17 protein-coding genes are annotated in these 18531 nt (G+C 64.5%); 16 read left to right on the top strand and 1 reads right to left on the bottom strand.

Going from position 1 to position 18531, the window contains the following annotated elements; all coding sequences use genetic code 11:
• Window positions 1-201: 201 nt before the first annotated feature.
• The 10 genes from IVB45_RS30900 (at window position 202) to IVB45_RS30855 (ending at window position 10081) form a co-directional block, all read left to right on the top strand.
• Window positions 202-1236: an ABC transporter substrate-binding protein gene (locus IVB45_RS30900; protein ID WP_247358225.1), complete on the top strand. Its 1035-nt coding sequence runs from the start codon at window positions 202-204 to the stop codon at window positions 1234-1236.
• A gap of 23 nt (window positions 1237-1259) precedes the next feature.
• Window positions 1260-2294, top strand: a complete 1035-nt coding sequence (locus IVB45_RS30895; protein ID WP_247358226.1) for an ABC transporter ATP-binding protein — start codon at window positions 1260-1262, stop codon at window positions 2292-2294.
• Window positions 2291-3166, top strand: coding sequence for an ABC transporter permease (locus tag IVB45_RS30890; protein WP_247358227.1), 876 nt, complete (start codon window positions 2291-2293; stop codon window positions 3164-3166). Before IVB45_RS30895 ends, IVB45_RS30890 begins: the two co-directional genes overlap by 4 nt.
• Window positions 3163-3969 (top strand): ABC transporter permease, encoded by an 807-nt coding sequence (locus IVB45_RS30885; RefSeq protein ID WP_247358228.1) that lies wholly within the window; start codon window positions 3163-3165, stop codon window positions 3967-3969. Before IVB45_RS30890 ends, IVB45_RS30885 begins: the two co-directional genes overlap by 4 nt.
• Window positions 3970-3977: 8 nt before the next feature.
• Window positions 3978-5114, top strand: a complete 1137-nt coding sequence (locus IVB45_RS30880) for an FAD-dependent oxidoreductase (protein WP_247358229.1) — start codon at window positions 3978-3980, stop codon at window positions 5112-5114.
• 19 nt (window positions 5115-5133) lie between these two features.
• Window positions 5134-5430 carry a (2Fe-2S)-binding protein gene (locus IVB45_RS30875; RefSeq protein WP_247358230.1) on the top strand — a complete coding sequence of 99 codons (297 nt, stop codon included), beginning with the start codon at window positions 5134-5136 and terminating at the stop codon, window positions 5428-5430.
• Window positions 5427-6845 carry an NAD(P)/FAD-dependent oxidoreductase gene (locus IVB45_RS30870; protein WP_247358231.1) on the top strand — a complete coding sequence of 473 codons (1419 nt, stop codon included), beginning with the start codon at window positions 5427-5429 and terminating at the stop codon, window positions 6843-6845. The genes IVB45_RS30875 and IVB45_RS30870 overlap by 4 nt, the downstream gene beginning before the upstream one ends.
• Entirely contained in the window at window positions 6842-7963 is a 1122-nt protein-coding gene (locus IVB45_RS30865) for an FAD-dependent oxidoreductase (protein WP_247358232.1), read from the top strand. Before IVB45_RS30870 ends, IVB45_RS30865 begins: the two co-directional genes overlap by 4 nt.
• Before the next feature lie 14 nt (window positions 7964-7977).
• Window positions 7978-8325, top strand: a complete 348-nt coding sequence (locus IVB45_RS30860; protein WP_007596366.1) for a RidA family protein — start codon at window positions 7978-7980, stop codon at window positions 8323-8325.
• Between the two features lie 172 nt (window positions 8326-8497).
• Window positions 8498-10081, top strand: coding sequence for an ABC-F family ATP-binding cassette domain-containing protein (locus tag IVB45_RS30855; RefSeq protein WP_247358233.1), 1584 nt, complete (start codon window positions 8498-8500; stop codon window positions 10079-10081).
• 177 nt (window positions 10082-10258) lie between these two features.
• Here the strand turns inward: IVB45_RS30855 and IVB45_RS30850 are convergent, their stop codons facing one another.
• Window positions 10259-11593, bottom strand: a complete 1335-nt coding sequence (locus tag IVB45_RS30850) for a dicarboxylate/amino acid:cation symporter (RefSeq protein ID WP_247358234.1) — start codon at window positions 11591-11593, stop codon at window positions 10259-10261.
• Window positions 11594-11718: 125 nt separating this feature from the next.
• Between IVB45_RS30850 and IVB45_RS30845 the strand changes: the two genes are divergently transcribed.
• The 6 genes from IVB45_RS30845 (at window position 11719) to IVB45_RS30820 (ending at window position 18405) form a co-directional block, all read left to right on the top strand.
• Entirely contained in the window at window positions 11719-13038 is a 1320-nt protein-coding gene (locus tag IVB45_RS30845; RefSeq protein ID WP_247358235.1) for a solute carrier family 23 protein, read from the top strand.
• Window positions 13039-13111: 73 nt separating this feature from the next.
• Window positions 13112-13948, top strand: coding sequence for an SDR family oxidoreductase (locus tag IVB45_RS30840; RefSeq protein ID WP_247358236.1), 837 nt, complete (start codon window positions 13112-13114; stop codon window positions 13946-13948).
• Between the two features lie 335 nt (window positions 13949-14283).
• On the top strand, window positions 14284-15723 hold the full coding sequence (locus IVB45_RS30835; protein WP_247358237.1) for a hypothetical protein: 1440 nt from the start codon (window positions 14284-14286) through the stop codon (window positions 15721-15723).
• 16 nt (window positions 15724-15739) lie between these two features.
• Complete coding sequence (locus IVB45_RS30830; RefSeq protein WP_247287561.1) at window positions 15740-16363, top strand: hypothetical protein; 624 nt, start codon at window positions 15740-15742, stop codon at window positions 16361-16363.
• 52 nt (window positions 16364-16415) lie between these two features.
• Window positions 16416-17546 (top strand): LuxR family transcriptional regulator, encoded by a 1131-nt coding sequence (locus tag IVB45_RS30825; protein ID WP_247358238.1) that lies wholly within the window; start codon window positions 16416-16418, stop codon window positions 17544-17546.
• A 37-nt stretch (window positions 17547-17583) separates the two neighbouring features.
• Entirely contained in the window at window positions 17584-18405 is an 822-nt protein-coding gene (locus tag IVB45_RS30820) for an NAD-dependent protein deacetylase (RefSeq protein ID WP_247358239.1), read from the top strand.
• Window positions 18406-18531: the final 126 nt, after the last annotated feature.

The raw sequence follows: 18531 nt of genomic DNA, 5'->3' as shown, positions 1-18531 counted from the left end.
TTGCGATCTTTTTCATCAGAGCTGGAGACGGCCCGCTTTTTCGGCAGATCGGAGGGGTTCGAACCTCCGGATCGCGCCAAAACCAGCCGCGCAGGGGCCGGAGCCCTGTCGGGGAGGGATTTGCGCGGAAGGAAATGCGGAAGGTTCAGCCAACGAGACTCGTCGGCACGTCACCTCATCCCGGTATGGAGATCGGACCACATGAAGACTTTTCGCCTTCTGACAGCGGTCAGCATCGCGGCGCTCGTCGCCGCCCCGTCGGTCGCCACGGCCCAGCAGAAAACGCTCTACGTCGCCGGCTATGGCGGCTCGTTCGAGAAGACTATTCGTGACGAGGTGATCCCGACCTTCGAGAAGGAGAACGGCGTCAAGGTAGAGTACGTCGCCGGCAACTCCACCGATACGCTGGCAAAGCTCCAGGCGCAGAAGGGCAATCAGCAGATCGACGTCGCCATCGTCGACGACGGCCCGATGTACCAGGCGATCCAGCTCGGCTTCTGCGGCAAGCTCGAGGGACTTCCGGCCGATCTCTACGACACCGCCCGCTTTAAGGACGATCGTGCGGTCGCCATCGGGATCGTCGCGACCGGCCTGATGTACAACACCAAGGTGTTTGCGGAGAAGGGCTGGGCGCCGCCGACCTCCTGGAACGATTTGAAGGACACGAAATACGCCAAGCAGCTCGTGATCCCGCCGATCAACAACACCTATGGCCTCGAAGCGCTGGTGATGCTGTCGAAGATGAATGGCGGCGGCGAAACCAATGTCGATTCCGGCTTCAAGATCTTCAAGGAGCAGATCAATCCGAACGTGCTCGCCTATGAGCCGTCGCCGGGCAAGATGACCGAGCTGTTCCAGTCCGGCCAGGCCGTGATCGCGGTGTGGGGCACCGGCCGCGTGCAGAGCTTTGCCAATACCGGCTTCCCCGTCGATTTCGTCTATCCGAAGGAGGGCGCCGCGACGTTGCTGACGACCGCCTGTCCGATCACCAAGCCGAACGCCTCGCCGCTTGCGTCCAGCTTCGTCAAGATGCTGCTCGAACCCAAGATCCAGCTCGTGATGCTGAAGGATTACGGCTACGGCCCGGTGCTGAAATCGCTGGTGATCCCGCCCGAGCTCGGCAAGATGGCGCCGATCGGCGAGCGTGCGGCAAAGCTCTATAATCCGGACTGGACCGTCATCAACGAGAAGCGCGAGGAATGGACCAAGCGCTGGAATCGCGAGGTCGAGCGCTGATCGGTCATACCGGAGACAGTGCGATGGCCTATCTCGAGCTCGAAGGGGTCGCCAAGCAATTCGGAGCGCAGACTGTCGTCGACGACTTCAGTCTCGCGGTGGGGAAGGGGGAGTTCATCTCCTTCCTCGGCCCCTCCGGCTGCGGCAAGACAACGACCCTGCAAATGATTGCGGGCTTCCTCGATCCCAGCCGCGGCGCGATCCGGCTGGAAGGCAAGGACCTGACCGCGATCCATCCGGCCAAACGCGGGCTTGGCATCGTGTTCCAGAGTTACGCGCTGTTTCCGCACATGACCGCGGCCGAGAATGTCGCGTTTGGCCTCGAGATGCGCAATGTGCCGCGCGGCGAACGGACCGAGCGCGTCCGCGCCGCGCTCGCGATCGTCGGGCTTGCCGGCTACGAGGATCGCCATCCGCGCCGCATGTCCGGCGGCCAGCAGCAGCGCGTGGCGCTGGCGCGCGCGCTGGTGATCAAGCCGAGCGTATTGCTGCTCGACGAGCCGCTATCCAATCTCGACGCCAAGCTGCGCGAGGAGATGCAGATCGAGCTGCGCCAGATCCAGCGCACCATCGGCACCACCACGATCCTCGTCACCCACGACCAGAACGAGGCGATGTCGCTGTCCGACCGCATCGTGGTGATGAGCCAGGGCCGGATCGAGCAGATCGGCACGCCGCAGGAGACCTATGAGAAGCCGGCCTCGGCCTTCGTCTCGCAGTTTTTGGGCAAGACTAACGACTTTGCCGCGACGATCGATCGGACCAGTGCGCCTGCGCGACTGATCGCCGGCTCGTGGAGCGCGCCTGCGCCTGCCGGGCGCAGCGGTCCCGTCACCATCAGCATTCGCCCCGAGCGGATCGACTTTGGCGACGCAGGCCTCAGCGCAAAGATCGTCACGCGCATCTTCCAAGGCAATCACTGGCTGTTCCAGTGCGACAGCGAATGTGGCCCGGCGACCGTAATCCGCCAGAATGACGGCCGGTCGCAACCGGTCGAAGGCGAGGCAGTTCACCTCACTTGGCGGCCGGAGGACATGGGCGTGAGAGGCGTCGCATGAGCGCTTCCGCCGAGGAACGAAACGCACGCACGCCCTGGGCGCTGACCGCGCCCGCTTTGATGCTGTTCGTCGGCGTGCTCCTGATTCCGCTGGCAATGACCGTGATGCTGTCGTTCCATGACTGGGGCCAGTACAAGGGCATCGAGCCGGTCTTCATCCTCAAGAACTGGCACGAGATCGTTACCGATCCCTATTACGCCGAGATGTTCGGGCGGACGTTTCGCATCGCGATCCTGACCACGCTGCTCACCGCGCTGCTCGGTGCGCCCGAAGCCTACATCCTCAACCGCATGGGCGGACGCTGGAAGAGCGTTTTCCTGCTGGTCATCCTGGGGCCGCTGTTGATTTCCGTGGTGGCGCGCACGCTCGGCTGGGCGCTGCTGTTCGGCGGCAATAACGGCCTCGTCAACAAGCTCTTGATGTCGGCCGGGTTGATCCGCGCGCCTATCCCCTTCATGTTCACCGAGACCGGAATGGTTATCGCGCTCGCGCATGTGATGATGCCATTCATGGTGCTGTCGGTGTGGGCGGCGCTGCAGCGGCTCGATCCGCAGATCGAGAATGCCGCGATGTCGCTCGGCGCCGGCCCTGTGACCATCATCCGCCGCATCATCATGCCGCAGATCATGCCGGGCGTGCTGTCAGGGGCGATCATCGTGTTCTCGCTCTCGGCCAGTGCGTTTGCGACGCCCGCGATCATCGGCGGCCGCCGGCTCAAGGTCGCGGCGACGCTCGCCTATGACGAATTCCTCAACACGCTGAACTGGCCGCTGGGTGCGGCGGTCGCCACGCTGCTGCTGGCCGCGCTGGTCTTGATCGTCGTCGGCAGCAACACACTGATCGAGCGCCGCTACGCGGAGGTGTTCCGATGAGCCGGAACGGGCCGCTCGCGCTGATCTTCCACACCATCTTCGTCATCGTCATGGTGGCGCCGATCCTCGTCGTCTGCCTCGTCGCGTTCACGCCTGAAGGCTTCTTGTCGCTGCCGACAAACGGTTTTTCGCTGCGCTGGTTCAGGGCGATCGCCAACTATCCCGAATTCGTCCATGCTTTCTGGGTCAGTCTTGGCCTTGGCGCACTGTCCTCCTTCGTGGCGCTGCTGTTCGCAGTGCCTGCGGCGCTCGCGATCGCGCGCTATCGGTTCCGCGGCCGAGACGCACTGGCGGCACTGTTCCTGTCGCCGCTCATGATCCCGCATGTCGTGCTCGGCATCGCATTCCTGCGCTTCTTCACCTCGGCTGGCCTCGGCGGCAGCTTTGCCGCGCTGATCATCGCGCATGTCATCATCGTGTTTCCGTTCGCGCTGCGGCTGACGTTGGCGGCGGCGACCGGCATGGACCTTTCGGTCGAGATGGCGGCGATCTCGCTCGGCGCCGGCGGCTGGACGCTGTTCCGCCGCGTGACCTTGCCGCTGATCCTGCCCGGCGTCATCAGCGGCTGGGCGCTCGCCTTCATCCAGTCCTTCGACGATCTCACCATGACCGTCTTCCTCGCGGCACCCGGCACCGAAACACTGCCGGTGCGCATGTTTCTGTACATCCAGGACAACATCGATCCGCTGGTGACGTCGGTTTCGGCCTGCGTGATCGCTGTTACCATGACCGCTCTCATTCTGCTCGACCGCTTCTACGGGCTCGACCGCGTGCTCGCCGGCAAGGGCGATACAGGGCGATAGGAGAATCCATGCGAACAGATTATGACGTCGCCGTCGTCGGCGGCGGATTGCTCGGCTCCGCCATCGCCTGGGGCCTCGGGAGGCTCGGCAGACGCGTCGCCGTGCTCGACGAAGGCGACATCACCAAGCGCGCCTCGCGTGCCAACTTTGCGCTGGTCTGGGTGCAGAGCAAGGGCCTCGGCATGCCGGCCTATACGGTGTGGACTGTGCAGGCGTCGCAGGCGTGGGGCCGGCTCGCATCCGAGTTGAAGCAGCAGACTGGCCTCGATGTCTCTCTTCAGCAGAATGGCGGCTTTCATCTCACGCTCGGCGAGGACGAATTCGGCCAGCGCACCGAGCTGGTCAAGCGCATGCACAACCAGACAGGCGCCGCCGACTACAAGATGGAGATGCTGCCGGCGTCCGAGGTGAAGAAGGCGCTGCCGCTGATTGGGCCTGAAGTTTCGGGCGGCAGTTATTGTCCGCTCGACGGTCACGTCAATTCGCTGCGCACGTTTCGTGCGTTCCACACCGGCTTTAGGGCATTCGGCATCGATTATCTTCCGGAGCGTCCGGTCTCGACGATCAGCCAGAGCGGCGGTGAATTCCGCCTGACGACGCCGCAGGGCGAGCTCCGTGCCGCCAAGATCGTGCTCGCCGCCGGCAATGCCAACCAGACGCTGGCGCCGATGGTCGGTCTCTACGCCCCGATGGGCCCGACCCGTGGCCAGATCGTGGTGACCGAGCGCACCATGCCGTTCCTGCCGCATCCGCTGACCACGATCCGCCAGACCGACGAAGGCACGGTGATGATCGGTGACAGCAAGGAAGACGAGCTCGACGATCGTACGATGAAGCATTCGATCAGCGCCGTGATGACCGATCGCGCCCAGCGCATGTTTCCGCATCTCGCGCGGCTCAACGTGGTCAGGAGCTGGGCCGGCATCCGCGTCATGCCGCAGGACGGCTTTCCGATCTACGACCAGTCGGAGACGCATCCCGGCGCCTTCGTCGCCTGCTGCCATTCCGGCGTGACGCTCGCCTCCAACCACGCTTTCGAGATCGCGCGGATGGTCGAGCAGGGCGCGCTCGAGCCGGAGCTGGTCGGCGCGTTCTCGGCCAGCCGTTTTGGCGCCGCCGGTGCTGCGAACAACAGCGGCTACTAGGGATATTGAAGGAGCCAGGATGTTCAAACGATCCGAGCAGGACAAGCGGCCACCGGTGCAAATCTTCGTCGATGGCGTTGCCGTCGCCGCGCGGCAGGGCGACACCGTCTCCGCGGCGCTGCTGGCCTCGAGCTGCGATGTACGCCGTTCGACCGCGGTGAGCGGCGCGCCGCGCTTGCCCTATTGCATGATGGGCGTGTGCTTCGATTGCCTCGTCACCATCGACGGCGTCGGCAACCGACAGGGTTGCCTGGTGCCGGTCACCCAGGGCATGCAGATCGAGATTCAGAAGGGCAAGCGGGAGATCGGGAAATGACTGTGGCTCCCAAGCGCGAAGAATACGACGTCGTGGTGATCGGGGCGGGGCCTGCCGGCCTCGCCGCTGCCGCGACGTCCGCCGAAGCCGGCCTGTCGACGTTGCTGCTAGACGAGAATATCGGGCCCGGCGGCCAGGTGTTCCGCGCCATCGCCTCGACACCGGTGACCGAGCGCGATCAGCTCGGCGCTGACTATTGGGTGGGCGCCGATCTCGTGCGGGCGCTACGCGCAGGCAACGCCGAGGTCATCCACCGCGCCACCGTCTGGAGCCTCGACCGCAACCTCGACATCGCCGTCTCGGTCGGCGGCGCGTCCGCGTTCGTCAAGGCCAGGCGCGTGATCCTCGCGACCGGCGCACTGGAGCGGCCTTTCCCGATTTCGGGCTGGACGCTGCCGGGCGTGATGACCGCGGGCGCCGCGCAGACGATGTTGAAATCATCGGCCCTGGTGCCGGATGGCCGTACAGTCATCGCGGGGCAGGGGCCGTTGCTCTGGCTGCTCGCCGCGCAGATTTTGCGGCTCGGCGGCCGCATCGATCGTATTCTCGACACCACCGCGCGCGGAAACTATTTCGCGGCTCTCCCCCACGCCTTTGCCTTCCTGACCTCGCCTTATTTCGCCAAGGGCCTCTCGATGATGCGCGAGGTGAAGGCGAAGGTGCAGGTCGTCTCAGGAGTCAGCGAGCTTGCGGCCTCTGGTGACGGCCAGCTCGCGAACGTGAGCTATGTCGCCGGCGGCAAGCGCGAAACCGTCCTTGCGGATCTCTTGTTGCTGCACCAGGGCGTCGTGCCCAACGTCAATCTGGCGATGGCGGCCGGAATCGAGCATCGCTGGGATGATCTGCAATTGTGCTGGTCTCCGGTGCTCGATGCCAGCGGCAATTCGTCGGTCGCCGGCATTGCGATTGCCGGCGACGGCGCCGGCATCGGCGGTGCGAGTGCAGCCGTGGTGCGCGGCCGCATCGCGGCCTGCGCGGCGGTGGAGGCGTTGGCGCCTGCGGCTGCCACAAAACTTGCGCCGATGGCGAGCCTCCGCGCCGATCTCGCCAAGGCCGAACGTGGTCGCGTTTTCCTCGACACGCTGTTCCGTCCGGCGCCGCAGTTTCGCATTCCCGCAGGCGACACCATCGTCTGTCGCTGCGAGGAGGTCACGGCAAAGGATATTCTCGACGTCGTCGCGATCGGCGCGACCGGGCCGAACCAGCTCAAGGCCTATCGCCGCACCGGCATGGGTCCGTGCCAGGGCCGGCTCTGTGGCCTCACCGTCACCGAGCTGATGGCGCAGGCGCGGGGCAAGAGCCCGCAGGAGATTGGCTATTACCGGCTGCGCGCGCCGGTCAAGCCGATCACGCTCGCCGAGCTTGCCGCGGTTCCGAAGAGCGAAGACGACATCAAGGCGGTGGTACGCGGATGACGAAAAACGTGGATGCGATCGTCGTGGGCGGCGGCATCCACGGGTGCTCGACTGCGCTGCATCTGTGTCTCGCCGGCCTGAAACCGGTGCTGATCGAGAAGGACTATGCTGGCCGCCACGCCTCCGGCGTCAACGCCGGTGGCGTGCGCCAGCTGGCGCGGCACATCCCCGAAATCCCGCTTTCGATCCGCTCGATGGGAATCTGGGAGAAGATCACCGATCTCCTCGACGACGATTGCAGCTTTGAGAGCTATGGCCAGGTCCTCGTCGCCGAGAACGAGGAGGAACTCGCGGTCTGCCGTGCACGTGTGGCCGAGCTCAACGTGCTCGGCTTCACCCACGAGGAGCTGATCGATGCGGCCGAGTTGCGGCGCCTCGTGCCTGCAGTCGCCGAGAGCTGTCCCGGCGGCGTGGTCTCGCGCCGCGACGGTGCGGCCAATCCTGCGCAGGCGACGACGGCGTTCCGGCGCAAGGCCGGGCAGCTCGGTGCGACCGTTCGCGAGGGCATTGCCGCCACGAACATCCGGCACACCGATGGTCTCTGGCATGTCGATGTCGGCGCCGAGAGCTTTGCCGCGCCGGTGCTCGTCAATGCCGCCGGCGCCTGGGCCGGGACCATTGCAGCCGCGCTCGGTGAGCCCGTTCCGGTCGAGACCGTGGCGCCGATGCTGATGATCACCTCGCGCGTGCCGCATTTCATCGATCCAGTCGTGATCCTGCGCGGCCGCAAGCTCTCCTTCAAGCAATTCAAGAACGGCACGGTGCTGATCGGCGGTGGCCATCTGGCAACGCCCTATCAGGATCGAAACGAGACGGTGCTGGACTGGAAGAGCCTCGCGACCAGCGCCCGCACCGTGTTCGAGCTGTTCCCGGTCATGCGCAGCGCGACGATCGTCCGCGCCTGGGCCGGCATCGAGGCCAAGACCAAGGACGATCTGCCCGTGTTTGGACCGAGCAGCCGGCACAAGGGCCTCTATCACCAGTTCGGTTTCTCGCTGCACGGTTTCCAGCTCGGCCCCGGCGCGGGCGCCGTCATGGCGGAGCTGATCGTCAACGGCGGCACCCAGACCCGCATCGGCGAACTCGGCATCGACCGTTTCTATTCCCCCACGCTCTAGCAAAAGAGGACATCATGAGCATTACCCGCAGCATCCGCACGCCCATCATGCACCGCGCCGTCGAAGCCAACGGCTTCGTCTTCATTGGCGGCACCATCGCCGACGACACCTCGGTGTCGATGGGCGAGCAGACCCGCAACATCCTCGGCAAGATCGCCGGCTATCTGAAGGAAGCGGGTACCGACAAGTCGCGCGTCGTGAGCACCTCGATCTTCGTCACGGACCTTTCCAAGAAGAAGGAGATGGACGCGGTCTGGACTGAGTTCTTCGGCGACAATCTGCCGACCCGCGCCACCGTCGGTGTCGCCGATCTCGGCGGCAGCGCGCTGATCGAGGTCGTGGTCACCGCGCTCAAGGGCTGATCGCGCAGGCCAGCGGGGCACGTCAGCGCTCCGCGCGCCGCCCTCCCTGCGAGCCTCGCCTTGATCTCGCCCTTCGATGAGATTAGTTAGAGAGCTCCTCAAACAGGATATTCGAGAGCCATGGATTTTACCCCGACCGCAAAGCCGACCTGCCTTGCTCACGGGGAATTCCATGCCTGCTTCCATCATCCTGTCCAACCTGTCGCTGTCCACACCTGACGGCCGCTGTCTTTTCTCCAATATCGATCTGACGTTCCGAGCCGAGCGGACCGGCCTCGTCGGTCGCAACGGCGTCGGGAAGACGACGCTGCTTGCGTCGATTTCGCGAGAGCACATTCCTCCGTCGGGGCGCGTTGCCATCAACGGAACAGTTGGTCTGCTACGCCAGAACGTCCAGCCGCTTGCGGGCGCGAAGGTGATCGACCTGTTCGGTGCGCGAGCCGCGCTCGATCTTCTTCGCCGTGCCGAGCGCGGAGACGCCTCGGCCGAGGAGGTTTCCGAGGTCGATTGGACCCTCGAAACACGGCTTACGTCCGCCCTTGCGCGTGTCGGGTTCGACGTCGCTCCGGAGATCGAGCTCGACCGCCTGTCGGGCGGGCAGGTCACGCGGGTTCGTCTCGCCGCGCTGATCTTTGCGGAGCCGGACTTCCTGCTGCTCGACGAGCCCACCAACAATCTCGATCGGGAGGGACGCAAGGCGGTGATCGATTTCCTTGCCTCCTGGCGCGGTGGGGCGATTGTCGTCAGCCACGATCGGAGCCTGCTCGAAACCATGGATGCGATCGTCGAGCTGACGTCGCTCGGAGCCGCGCGATACGGCGGCAATTGGAGCAGTTATTGCGAGCAGAAAGCCCTTGCGCTTGCGGCTGTCAGGCACGACCTCGCGCATGCCCAGAGGCGCCTGTCCGAGATCGACGGGAAAGCGCAGGAGGCCGCGGAGAGGAAAGCGCGCAAAGACAGCGGGGGCAAGAAGAAGCGCGCCAAGGGCGACATGCCGCGCATCCTGGCCGGCGCGCGCAAGGACCGTAGTGAAGACACCGGCGGCAAGAACGCGCAGATCGCCGAGCGGCGGCGCGCGGATGCGCTCGAGGCCGTCGATACGGCGCGCCGACGCATCGAGATTCTTCAGCCGCTGTCGGTGAAATTGCCCTCGACCCGGCTGCCGACGGGCAGGGAGGTGGTTTGGCTCGATCGCGTCAGCGCCGGCTATGGGCCGGATAGGGAAGTCTTGCGCGATCTATCGCTCGCGATCGTCGGTCCGGAGCGCGTGGCAATCGTCGGGCCCAACGGCTCAGGCAAGACGACGCTGCTGAAACTCGTCGCCGGCGAGTTGCATCAGCTCTCCGGCACCGTGCGGGTCAAGCCGGATCTTGCGCTGTTCGATCAGAAGGTCAGTCTGCTCGATCCCGCGATCTCCATCCTGGACAATTTTGGGCGCTTCCATCCGAAGGCGGGTGCAAATGAATGCCATGCCGCGCTGGCCCGGTTCATGTTCCGTGCCGATGCGGCCTTGCAGATAGTCGGACGCCTGAGCGGCGGGCAGATGTTTCGCGCCGGCCTTGCCTGCGTGCTGGGCGGTGCGACGCCGCCGTCCCTGCTGATCCTCGACGAGCCGACCAATCATCTCGACATTGAATCCATCGAAGCCGTGGAAGCAGGTCTGAGGGCCTATGACGGCGCGCTGCTCGTCGTAAGTCATCACGAGGCGTTCTTGCAGGCGATCGGGATCACGCGCAGGGTCGAACTGGCCGGCTAAATCGGCTGCCCATCGTTGATTAACAAAAACCCGACGCCCTGCCCCCAGCGCGTCGGGTGGAAAAATATGAGTATCAATCCGTGATCCCAACGCAGCAGTTGTGACTCGCGTTGCGCCAATTTACCACTCCGGGAAACTACCGCGTTGGAACCGGACGCCGCCAAACCTGCGTCCGGCCTAGGAGGCGGCGCTGCCGCCGGGTTCAAGCGCCTCACCCATCTCCAGCGGATGGGCCATGGCCTCGTGCAGCGCGTCGCGGTCGAGCTCGCCTTCGGAGATGCTGATGACGACGCAGGCGACGCCGTTACCGATCAGATTGGTCAGCGCGCGGCACTCGCTCATGAACTTGTCGATGCCGACCAGGATCGCGATCGACTGGATCGGGATGTCGGGCACGATCGAGAGTGTTGCCGCGAGCGTGATGAAGCCCGCCCCGGTCACGCCCGAGGCGCCCTTCGAGGTGATCATGGCGATGCCGAGAATGCCGAGCTCCTGCCAGATGGTCAGATGGGTATTGGTCGCCTGCGCCAGGAACAGCGTCGCCAGCGTCATGTAGATGTTGGTGCCGTCGAGGTTGAAGCTGTAACCGGTCGGAATGACGAGGCCGACCACCGAGCGCGAGGCGCCGAGATGCTCCATCTTCTGGATCATCTGCGGCAGCACAGTCTCCGACGACGAGGTGCCGAGCACGATCAGGAGCTCGTCCTTGATGTAGGCGATGAAGCGCAGGATCGAGAAGCCGGCGAGCCTTGCGATCGCCCCCAGCACGACCAGCACGAACAGCATGCTGGTGAGATAGAACGTGCCGATCAGGGCGGCGAGGTTGAGCAGCGAACCAAGGCCGTAGGCGCCGACGGTGAACGCCATCGCGCCGAACGCCCCGATCGGAGCGACGCGCACGATGATGCGGATGATGCCGAAGAACATCTTTGCGGCCTTGTCGATCGCCTCGGCAATGGGCTCGCCGGCCTTGCCGAGAAAGGCGATGGCGAAGCCCGACAGGATCGAGATCAGCAGCACCTGCAACAGATCGCCACGTGCGATGGCGCCCAGATAGCTGTCGGGGATGATCGCCAGCAGATGGGCGACGATGCCTTCTTCCTTGGCCTTGGTGACGTAGGTCGCCACCGATTTCGGGTCGATCGTGGCGGGATCGATGTTGAAGCCGTGTCCGGGCTGGAGCACCTCGCCGACCAGAAGGCCGATCGCGAGCGCGACGGTCGAGACCGTCTCGAAATAGATCAGCGACTTCAGCCCAACCCGGCCAACGCGCTTGAGGTCGCCCATCGAGGAGATGCCGTGCACCACCGTGCAGAAGATCACCGGCGCGATCATCATCTTGATCAGCGCGATGAAGCCGTCGCCGAGCGGCTTCAGGGCCTTGCCGAGATCGGGATAGAAATAGCCGATGAGCACCCCGAGCGCGATCGCGATCAGCACCTGGATGTAGAGGATCTTGTACCAGGGCTGGCGCCGGCGGTGGATGGCTGGCTGGATCGCAATCTGTGTCATAGAATAGGCCCCGGAACGTATTGATCTTGTTTGATTTGCATCATGTGATGGCCGCCGCAGAAGCGACAATCACATTTTTGTCTGTTCGCACGAAGATCGGTCGCTGCACCGCAACTGGGGGGAACATGCCGATTGCAACGGGCTCCGAACAGCGAGCGCAAGGCTATTTTCCGCATTGGACTCTGAAGTCCTCCGGCGTGATCATGCCCGAGCAGCGGCTGCCGCTTGGCCAGACCGTCGTCTCCGGTCTCCAGCATTGCGTCGCAATGTCGGGCTCGACGATCATCGCGCCGTTGCTGATGGGGTTCGATCCCAATGTTGCGGTGCTGTTTTCCGGCATCGGCACGCTGATCTTCTTTGTCATCGTCGCGGGACGCGTGCCGAGCTATCTCGGCTCGAGCTTCGCGTTCATCGCGGTCGTGATCGCCGCCACCGGTTACGCCGGGCACGGGCCGAACCCGAACCTGTCGGTTGCGCTTGGCGGCATCGTCGGGGCCGGCGTCCTCTACGGCGTGATCGCGCTGATCGTGATGTGGTCGGGGGTTGGCTGGGTCGAGAGGCTGTTGCCGCCGGCCGTCACCGGCGCTGTGGTCGCCGCGATCGGCCTCAACCTCGCGCCCGTGGCGGTCAAGGCGGTGAGCGCCAATGCGTTCGACACAGGAATCGGGCTCGCGACAGTTCTGATCGTCGGCGTGGTTGCCGTGGGCGCACCGGGCCTGTGGCGCCGCCTGCCGATCATCCTCGGCGCGATTGGCGGATATCTCTTGTACCTGCTGTTCGCGAACGGCCTCGGCTTCAGCAAGCCGATTAACTTCACCCCGCTTGCGGCTGCGCCGTGGATCGGCCTGCCGAGTTTTACCACGCCGACCTTCCAGACCGATGCGATCGTCCTGATCGCGCCGGTTGCGATCATTCTCGTCGCCGAGAACCTCGGTCACATCAAGGCCGTCGGCGCCATGACGGGCCGGAGCCTCGATGACTATCTCGGCCGCGCCTTGCTCGCCGACAGCCTCGCGACCATCGTGGCGGCCTGCGGCGGCGGCACCGGCGTTACCACCTATGCCGAAAACATCGGCGTCATGGCGGCCACGAAGGTCTATTCGACCTTGCTGTTCGCCTTCGCGGCGGTGGTGTCGATCGTGCTCGGCTTCTCGCCGAAATTCGGCGCGCTGATCTTGTCGATCCCGGGTCCTGTCATCGGTGGGCTCTCGATCGTGCTGTTCGGATTGATCGCTGCGATGGCCGGCCGGATCTGGGTCGAGAGCAAGGTCGACTTCTCAAGTCCGGCAAACCTGATCACCGTGGCGGTCGCGCTCACCGCAGGCGCCGGCGACCTCACGCTCAAATTCGGCGCCTTCACGATCGGCGGGATCGGCACCGCAACCTTTGGCGCCATCATCCTGTACCAGATCCTGACTTCGCCATTCACGCGCCGCGTCGAATGAATCGCAGCGATGCGCTGAGGGATGGAACAAAAAGCCGGTTCCGTCGCTGATCAGGGCATCCCGGAGAGAACCCATGCCACAAACCGATCGCTCGACCTCGTTTCACTCGCGTCTTGTCGGCCAGTACGCGCTGGTGACCGGCGCCTCCCAAGGCATCGGCCGCGCCGTCGCCATCCGGCTTGCCCAGGAAGGCGCGACCGTCGCCATCAACTATTTCGGTCACCCTGAAGGGGCAGAGGAGACACTCGCGCTCGCGCGGACGGCATCGGGTGATCGCGGCCACGGCAGGCTCGATCACATCATCGTCAAGGCCGATGTCGGTAATGAGCAAGAGGTCGCCGCGATGTTCGAGACGATTCTGGCACGTTGGAAGCGCCTCGACTGCCTTGTCAACAATGCCGGCTTCCAGCGGGAATCGCCGAGCGAAGCGCTCGACATCGAGACCTACCGCCGCATCATCGACGTCAATCTCAACGGCGCCGTGTTCTGCGCCCAGAAGGCGCTCGCGCATTTCGTCGCGCGCGGCGCAGGCGGCAGCATCATCAACTGCTCGAGTGTGCACCAGATCATCCCAAAACCCGGCTATCTGGCTTATTCAATCAGCAAGGGCGGCATGGCCAATCTGACGCGCACGCTGGCGCTGGAATTCGCCGGCCGCGGCATTCGCGTCAATGCGGTCGGCCCCGGTGCGATCGACACCCCGATCAACGCGGCCTGGACCGGCGATCCGGAAAAGCGAGGCGTGGTCAGCAGCCACATTCCGCTGGGCCGCGTCGGCACTCCGGAAGAGATCGCCGCCGTGTTCGCCTTCCTCGCGTCGGACGATGCCAGTTACATCACCGGGCAGACCATCTATGCCTGCGGAGGCCTGACGCTGTTTCCTGAGTTCCGGGACAACTGGGCGAGCTAGCAAAGATCACGAGCGTCCTTGCAGTTCTCGCGGTCTGCCTGCGGCGTCGACGCTCATCGTCGAGACTTTTCGCGATGCAATCCAGCAACAGTCGGAAAAAAGCGGGATGTCGGCGCCGCACGCGCAGACGAACTCAACCGAACGGTTGATGTCCTGTCCGTGGCCCTGTCCCACGATTGTGGCAGCTTGGACCAGTAGAGAGCGACAAGATGCCGATCAGTTGTCCGCAACCGGAAGCGACCGATGGGGGCAGCTTGCACCGCTCTTCGCCCCGCATTCACCGCGACGCTTCCGGCGTAATCGCTGCGCTGGTCAACCTGGCGGCTCTCACGGCCATGGCTCTGCTCCTCGGAATGTCTCCGGCCGCCGCCCAGTGCTATTCCAGTGGAAACTCTTTCCAGGGCACCTGCTCGGCCCAAGGGACTCCCGGCTCCAACGGGATCGCGGTCGGCGATAATACCCGGGCCGACCAGCTATCCACCGCCTTTGGCGACCACGCAATTGCGCTTGACGACAGCGCGACCGCGGTGGGCCATGACGCGGTGGCCAACTCCTTCGGCGTGTCGATGGGCACAAATGCCGGTCTATCGACGATTAACCAGGGCATCACCAGCATCGGTACCAACTCTAATAGCACGGCGGCCGGTGCCGGCAGGTGGAGTACGGCAATTGGCTCGGGTGGCACCGGCAACGGTCCCAGTTCGCTCGGAAACTACAGCGTCGCGATCGGGGGCGGCGACGGCAGTTTTTTCGGAACGGGCGCAACGTCGGGTGGATTTGGGTCGGTTGCGATCGGCCTCAGCAGTTCCTCGGGTGGCGCTTCATCAACAGCCATCGGGAACGCCGCTAACGCCAGCAACACCAACTCGACTGCGGTGGGCAACGCGGTGACCGCAAGCGGCGGCAATTCCTTCGCGGCCGGCAACAACTCCCACGCCACCGGGACGAGCGCTGTCGCGATCGGCGACGGCGCAACCGCCGGCACGGGCGCAAATGCGATTGCCATCGGCACCGGTGCAGTTTCGACCGGATCGATTGCCGTCGGCGCTGATTCGGCGGCGGCGCTCGGCAACACCGCCGTTGGCGATGGGGCAAAGGCAAGTGCCGCCGCCGGCAGTTCCGCATTCGGCAACGGTGCTGTTGCGTCGGCGTCCAATGCCACCGCAATCGGCGCTGGCAGCAACGCTACCGCTGCCGGCGCGGCGGCCTATGGACAGGGCAGCACTGCGTCTGCCGCGAGCGCAACGGCAATCGGTTCTGGCGCTACCGCGGGATTCTCGAACTCCACCGCCATCGGCTCCGGTGCGACAGTAACCGCTGCCAACCAGGTCGCGATCGGGACCGCCAGCAACACCTATCGCATGGCCGGCGTCGCCTCGGCGGCGAGCCTGGCGGCACAGAGTGGACCGGTGTCCTTCGTGACGACCGACGCGGCCGGCAATCTGGCAACGTCGAGCTTCAATCCGGCGAACATCGCCTCACTGCAGTCGCAGGTGACCTCCTTGCAGTCGCAAGTGATGGACAACCGGCTCGAAGCCCGCAGCGGGACCGCGGTCGCGCTCGCGGCCGGCTCGATGCCGGCGCTGCAACAGGGGCGCAAGTTCGCGCTCTCGGCCGGCTACGGCAATTTCGAGGGCGCCAACGCGTTTGCGGTCGGTGCAACGGCACTGCTCTATGACGGCAAGAGCTATGCTATTATCGCCAATGCCGGCGGCGGCATCGGACTCGAGCGCAGCGTTGCAGGTGGACGTGGTGCTGTCTCGATCCAGTGGTAGGAAGAACCCGTTCGTCATGACGCTGCGTTGGTTGAGCGCGGGCCTTGGTCTTCCGATTGCCGGTCTTTTGATCCTGGGGGCGGTGACGACCTCTGCGCAGCAGACGCCGCCGCAGCCCCACCAGACGCCGCCGTCGCAGCAGCAGGCGGCCAAACCCGCCAATATCGACCGCAACGGCGTGCTGATGCTGATCCGCTCGACGCTGCTTGCGCTCGACCATGCCAACAAGACCGGGAACTACACCGTGCTGCGCGATCTCGGTGCGCCCGGCTTCCAGATCAACACCGCCGCAAAGCTTGCGGAGATCTTTGCCAAGCAGCGTGGCGACAAGCTCGATCTCTCCGGCCTTGCCGTGATCGATCCGCAATTGTCGCTGCTGCCGCAGATCGAGCCGAACGGGCTCCTGCACATGGCAGGATTTTTTCCGTCGGTGCCATCCCAGGTGAATTTCGAACTGATGTTCGCGCCGGTCGAAGGACAATGGCGTGTGTTCGGCGTGTCATTGTCGGTGGGGCAGTCCGCACCGGTGGCGCCCGCCGCTCCTGAAGCTGGGCCTGGCAAGGCGGTCGTCTCACAGAAGCAATCCGCCCCGCCTAAGCCGGGTGCGCCTGCGAAACAGCCCCTGGTCCCGACTCAATGAGGGACGAGGTGCGGATGCCGAATCTGTTGTTCGACATGTCGGAGAGCCGGCCGTGATATCCGAAGCCGCTCTGCTTTCAGAGCTGATCGGCCTGATTTACGACGCCGCGCTCGATCCCGCCTTGTGGCCGCGCGCCCTCGAACAGGCCTGCCTGTTTGTCGGCGGGTCCTCCGGCGCCCTGTTCTGGCATGACGCGGCCACCGAACAAACCGCAGTGCTGCACCTCTTCAATGAGGAGCCGGACTACACAAAGCTCTATCTCGAGAAATATCTCGCCTTGAACCCGTGCTTTCCAGCGGCCACTTTCTGCGAGGCTGGTCTCGTCTATGCATCAACCGACTTCGTCCCCTTCGAGGAGATGGTGGCGACGCGCTTCTACGAAGAGTGGATGAAGCCGCAGGGCATGATCGATGCGCTCGGGTCGAATCTGGAGAAGGGCGCAACCTATTCATCGATCGTCAGTGTCCGGATGCATGAGAAAGACGGTCTCGCCGACGCTGACGCCCGCAGCCGGTTTGCGCTGATCGTGCCGCACTTCCAGCGCGCGGTCTCGATTGGCCGGCTGTTCGATCAGAACAGGGCGACACAGGCGGTGTTGACCCAGACGCTTGACAGCGTCACGGCCGCCGTCTTTCTGGTTGGTCCCAACGGACGTCTCGCCTTCACCAACGCGCCCGGACGCGCGATGCTGGACGAGGCTGCGCTGCTCACGGAAAGAAACGGAACGTTGTTCGCTGTTGCCCTCGACGCTCAGCGCGCGTTGCGCGAAGCGCTTGTCGCCGCGGAGAACGGCAACATGCCGACAGACAGCGGCGGCTCGATTCCGCTCGGGACCTCGCAAGGCCGCTGGTTTGCCAACGTGCTGCCGTTGACCTCGGGGGACCGGCGGCGTACCGGCGCGCTGTATTCCGCGGTTGCCGCGGTGTTCGTGCGCAAGGCCTCGCCGGCAAGCCCGCCGCCGCTGGAGGCGCTTGCAAAACTCTACAGGCTCACCGCAAGCGAGGTCCGCCTGATCGACGCCGTCATGAGGGTGAGCGGGATCAAGGCGCTGGCCGAGTTGCTCGGGCTGACGCAGGCGACCGTCAAGACACACCTCCACAACGTCTTCCGCAAGACCGGTACGGCGCGGCAGAGCGAGCTCGTGAAGCTGATTGCGGGATTCGACCGGTCCGAACAGCGGTGATCTGGCAAAACCCGCCTGCGCGGACTACATCTGCGTCATGGCAAATGATCCGCTGGCAAATCATCCGCTCCAGGATTTCGTCGGCCGGCACGAACGTCTGTTCGTGCTGACCGGTGCTGGCTGCAGCACCAATTCTGGCATTCCCGATTATCGCGACAGTCACGGCAACTGGAAGCGGACCCAGCCGGTGAACTTCCAGGCTTTCATGTCGGAAGAGCATACGCGTCGGCGCTATTGGGCGCGCAGCCTGATCGGCTGGCGGCGGTTCGGCCAGGCGAGGCCGAACGATGCGCATCACGCGCTCGCCCGGCTCGAGGCGAGCGGGCGTTGCGGAATGCTGCTGACCCAGAACGTCGACCGGCTGCATCAGTCCGCCGGCCACCGCCAGGTAATCGACCTGCACGGCCGGCTCGATCTGGTCCGCTGCATGGGTTGCGGCCAAAAGACGCCGCGGAGCGAATTCCAGGAGATGCTCGGCCGCGCCAACGCGGAATGGTTGACGCTTGATGCCGCCGATGCACCGGACGGTGATGCGGACCTGGAGCATGCGGATTTTTCGTCGTTCAAGGTGCCTCCTTGCGAAGCTTGCGGCGGCATCCTCAAGCCCGATGTCGTGTTCTTCGGCGAGAACGTCCCGCGCGACGTGGTCGCTACCGCGCAGAATCATCTGGCGCAGGCCGACGCCATGCTCATCGTCGGCTCGTCATTGATGGTGTATTCCGGTTTCCGCTTCGTGCAGGCTGCCGCGCAACGGCAAATCCCGATCGCTGCGGTCAATCTCGGACGCACCCGCGCCGATGATCTCCTTACGCTGAAGGTCGAGGAGCGCTGCGAAGTCGCGCTTGCATTCCTGCTCTGATCGCGCGGGCTGCGAACACGCCTTGCCTATTGCATGGGTGCCAAGCAGAATAGCTGGACGCAGTATGTTCCTGTCATCCATGGCATGGAAATTGCTGCGCTTTTGTCCTCAGTCTTGACGATCAGC

The organism is Bradyrhizobium sp. 4, from assembly GCF_023100905.1.
In the GTDB taxonomy this organism is placed as follows: Bacteria; Pseudomonadota; Alphaproteobacteria; order Rhizobiales; family Xanthobacteraceae; genus Bradyrhizobium.
This window is presented reverse-complemented; position numbering and strand designations above follow the sequence as displayed.

What these genes read in the sequence shown, in the direction of transcription:
- IVB45_RS30885 (WP_247358228.1), top strand. Translation starts at nt 3,163, where the DNA reads ATGAGCCGGAACGGGCCGCTCGCGCTGATCTTCCACACCATCTTCGTC.
- IVB45_RS30835 (WP_247358237.1), top strand. Translation starts at nt 14,284, where the DNA reads ATGGCTCTGCTCCTCGGAATGTCTCCGGCCGCCGCCCAGTGCTATTCC.
- IVB45_RS30895 (WP_247358226.1), top strand. Translation starts at nt 1,260, where the DNA reads ATGGCCTATCTCGAGCTCGAAGGGGTCGCCAAGCAATTCGGAGCGCAG.
- IVB45_RS30900 (WP_247358225.1), top strand. Translation starts at nt 202, where the DNA reads ATGAAGACTTTTCGCCTTCTGACAGCGGTCAGCATCGCGGCGCTCGTC.
- IVB45_RS30850 (WP_247358234.1), bottom strand. Translation starts at nt 11,593, where the DNA reads ATGACACAGATTGCGATCCAGCCAGCCATCCACCGCCGGCGCCAGCCC.
- IVB45_RS30890 (WP_247358227.1), top strand. Translation starts at nt 2,291, where the DNA reads ATGAGCGCTTCCGCCGAGGAACGAAACGCACGCACGCCCTGGGCGCTG.
- IVB45_RS30860 (WP_007596366.1), top strand. Translation starts at nt 7,978, where the DNA reads ATGAGCATTACCCGCAGCATCCGCACGCCCATCATGCACCGCGCCGTC.
- IVB45_RS30840 (WP_247358236.1), top strand. Translation starts at nt 13,112, where the DNA reads ATGCCACAAACCGATCGCTCGACCTCGTTTCACTCGCGTCTTGTCGGC.
- IVB45_RS30830 (WP_247287561.1), top strand. Translation starts at nt 15,740, where the DNA reads ATGACGCTGCGTTGGTTGAGCGCGGGCCTTGGTCTTCCGATTGCCGGT.
- IVB45_RS30820 (WP_247358239.1), top strand. Translation starts at nt 17,584, where the DNA reads ATGGCAAATGATCCGCTGGCAAATCATCCGCTCCAGGATTTCGTCGGC.
- IVB45_RS30865 (WP_247358232.1), top strand. Translation starts at nt 6,842, where the DNA reads ATGACGAAAAACGTGGATGCGATCGTCGTGGGCGGCGGCATCCACGGG.
- IVB45_RS30880 (WP_247358229.1), top strand. Translation starts at nt 3,978, where the DNA reads ATGCGAACAGATTATGACGTCGCCGTCGTCGGCGGCGGATTGCTCGGC.
- IVB45_RS30875 (WP_247358230.1), top strand. Translation starts at nt 5,134, where the DNA reads ATGTTCAAACGATCCGAGCAGGACAAGCGGCCACCGGTGCAAATCTTC.
- IVB45_RS30870 (WP_247358231.1), top strand. Translation starts at nt 5,427, where the DNA reads ATGACTGTGGCTCCCAAGCGCGAAGAATACGACGTCGTGGTGATCGGG.
- IVB45_RS30855 (WP_247358233.1), top strand. Translation starts at nt 8,498, where the DNA reads ATGCCTGCTTCCATCATCCTGTCCAACCTGTCGCTGTCCACACCTGAC.
- IVB45_RS30845 (WP_247358235.1), top strand. Translation starts at nt 11,719, where the DNA reads ATGCCGATTGCAACGGGCTCCGAACAGCGAGCGCAAGGCTATTTTCCG.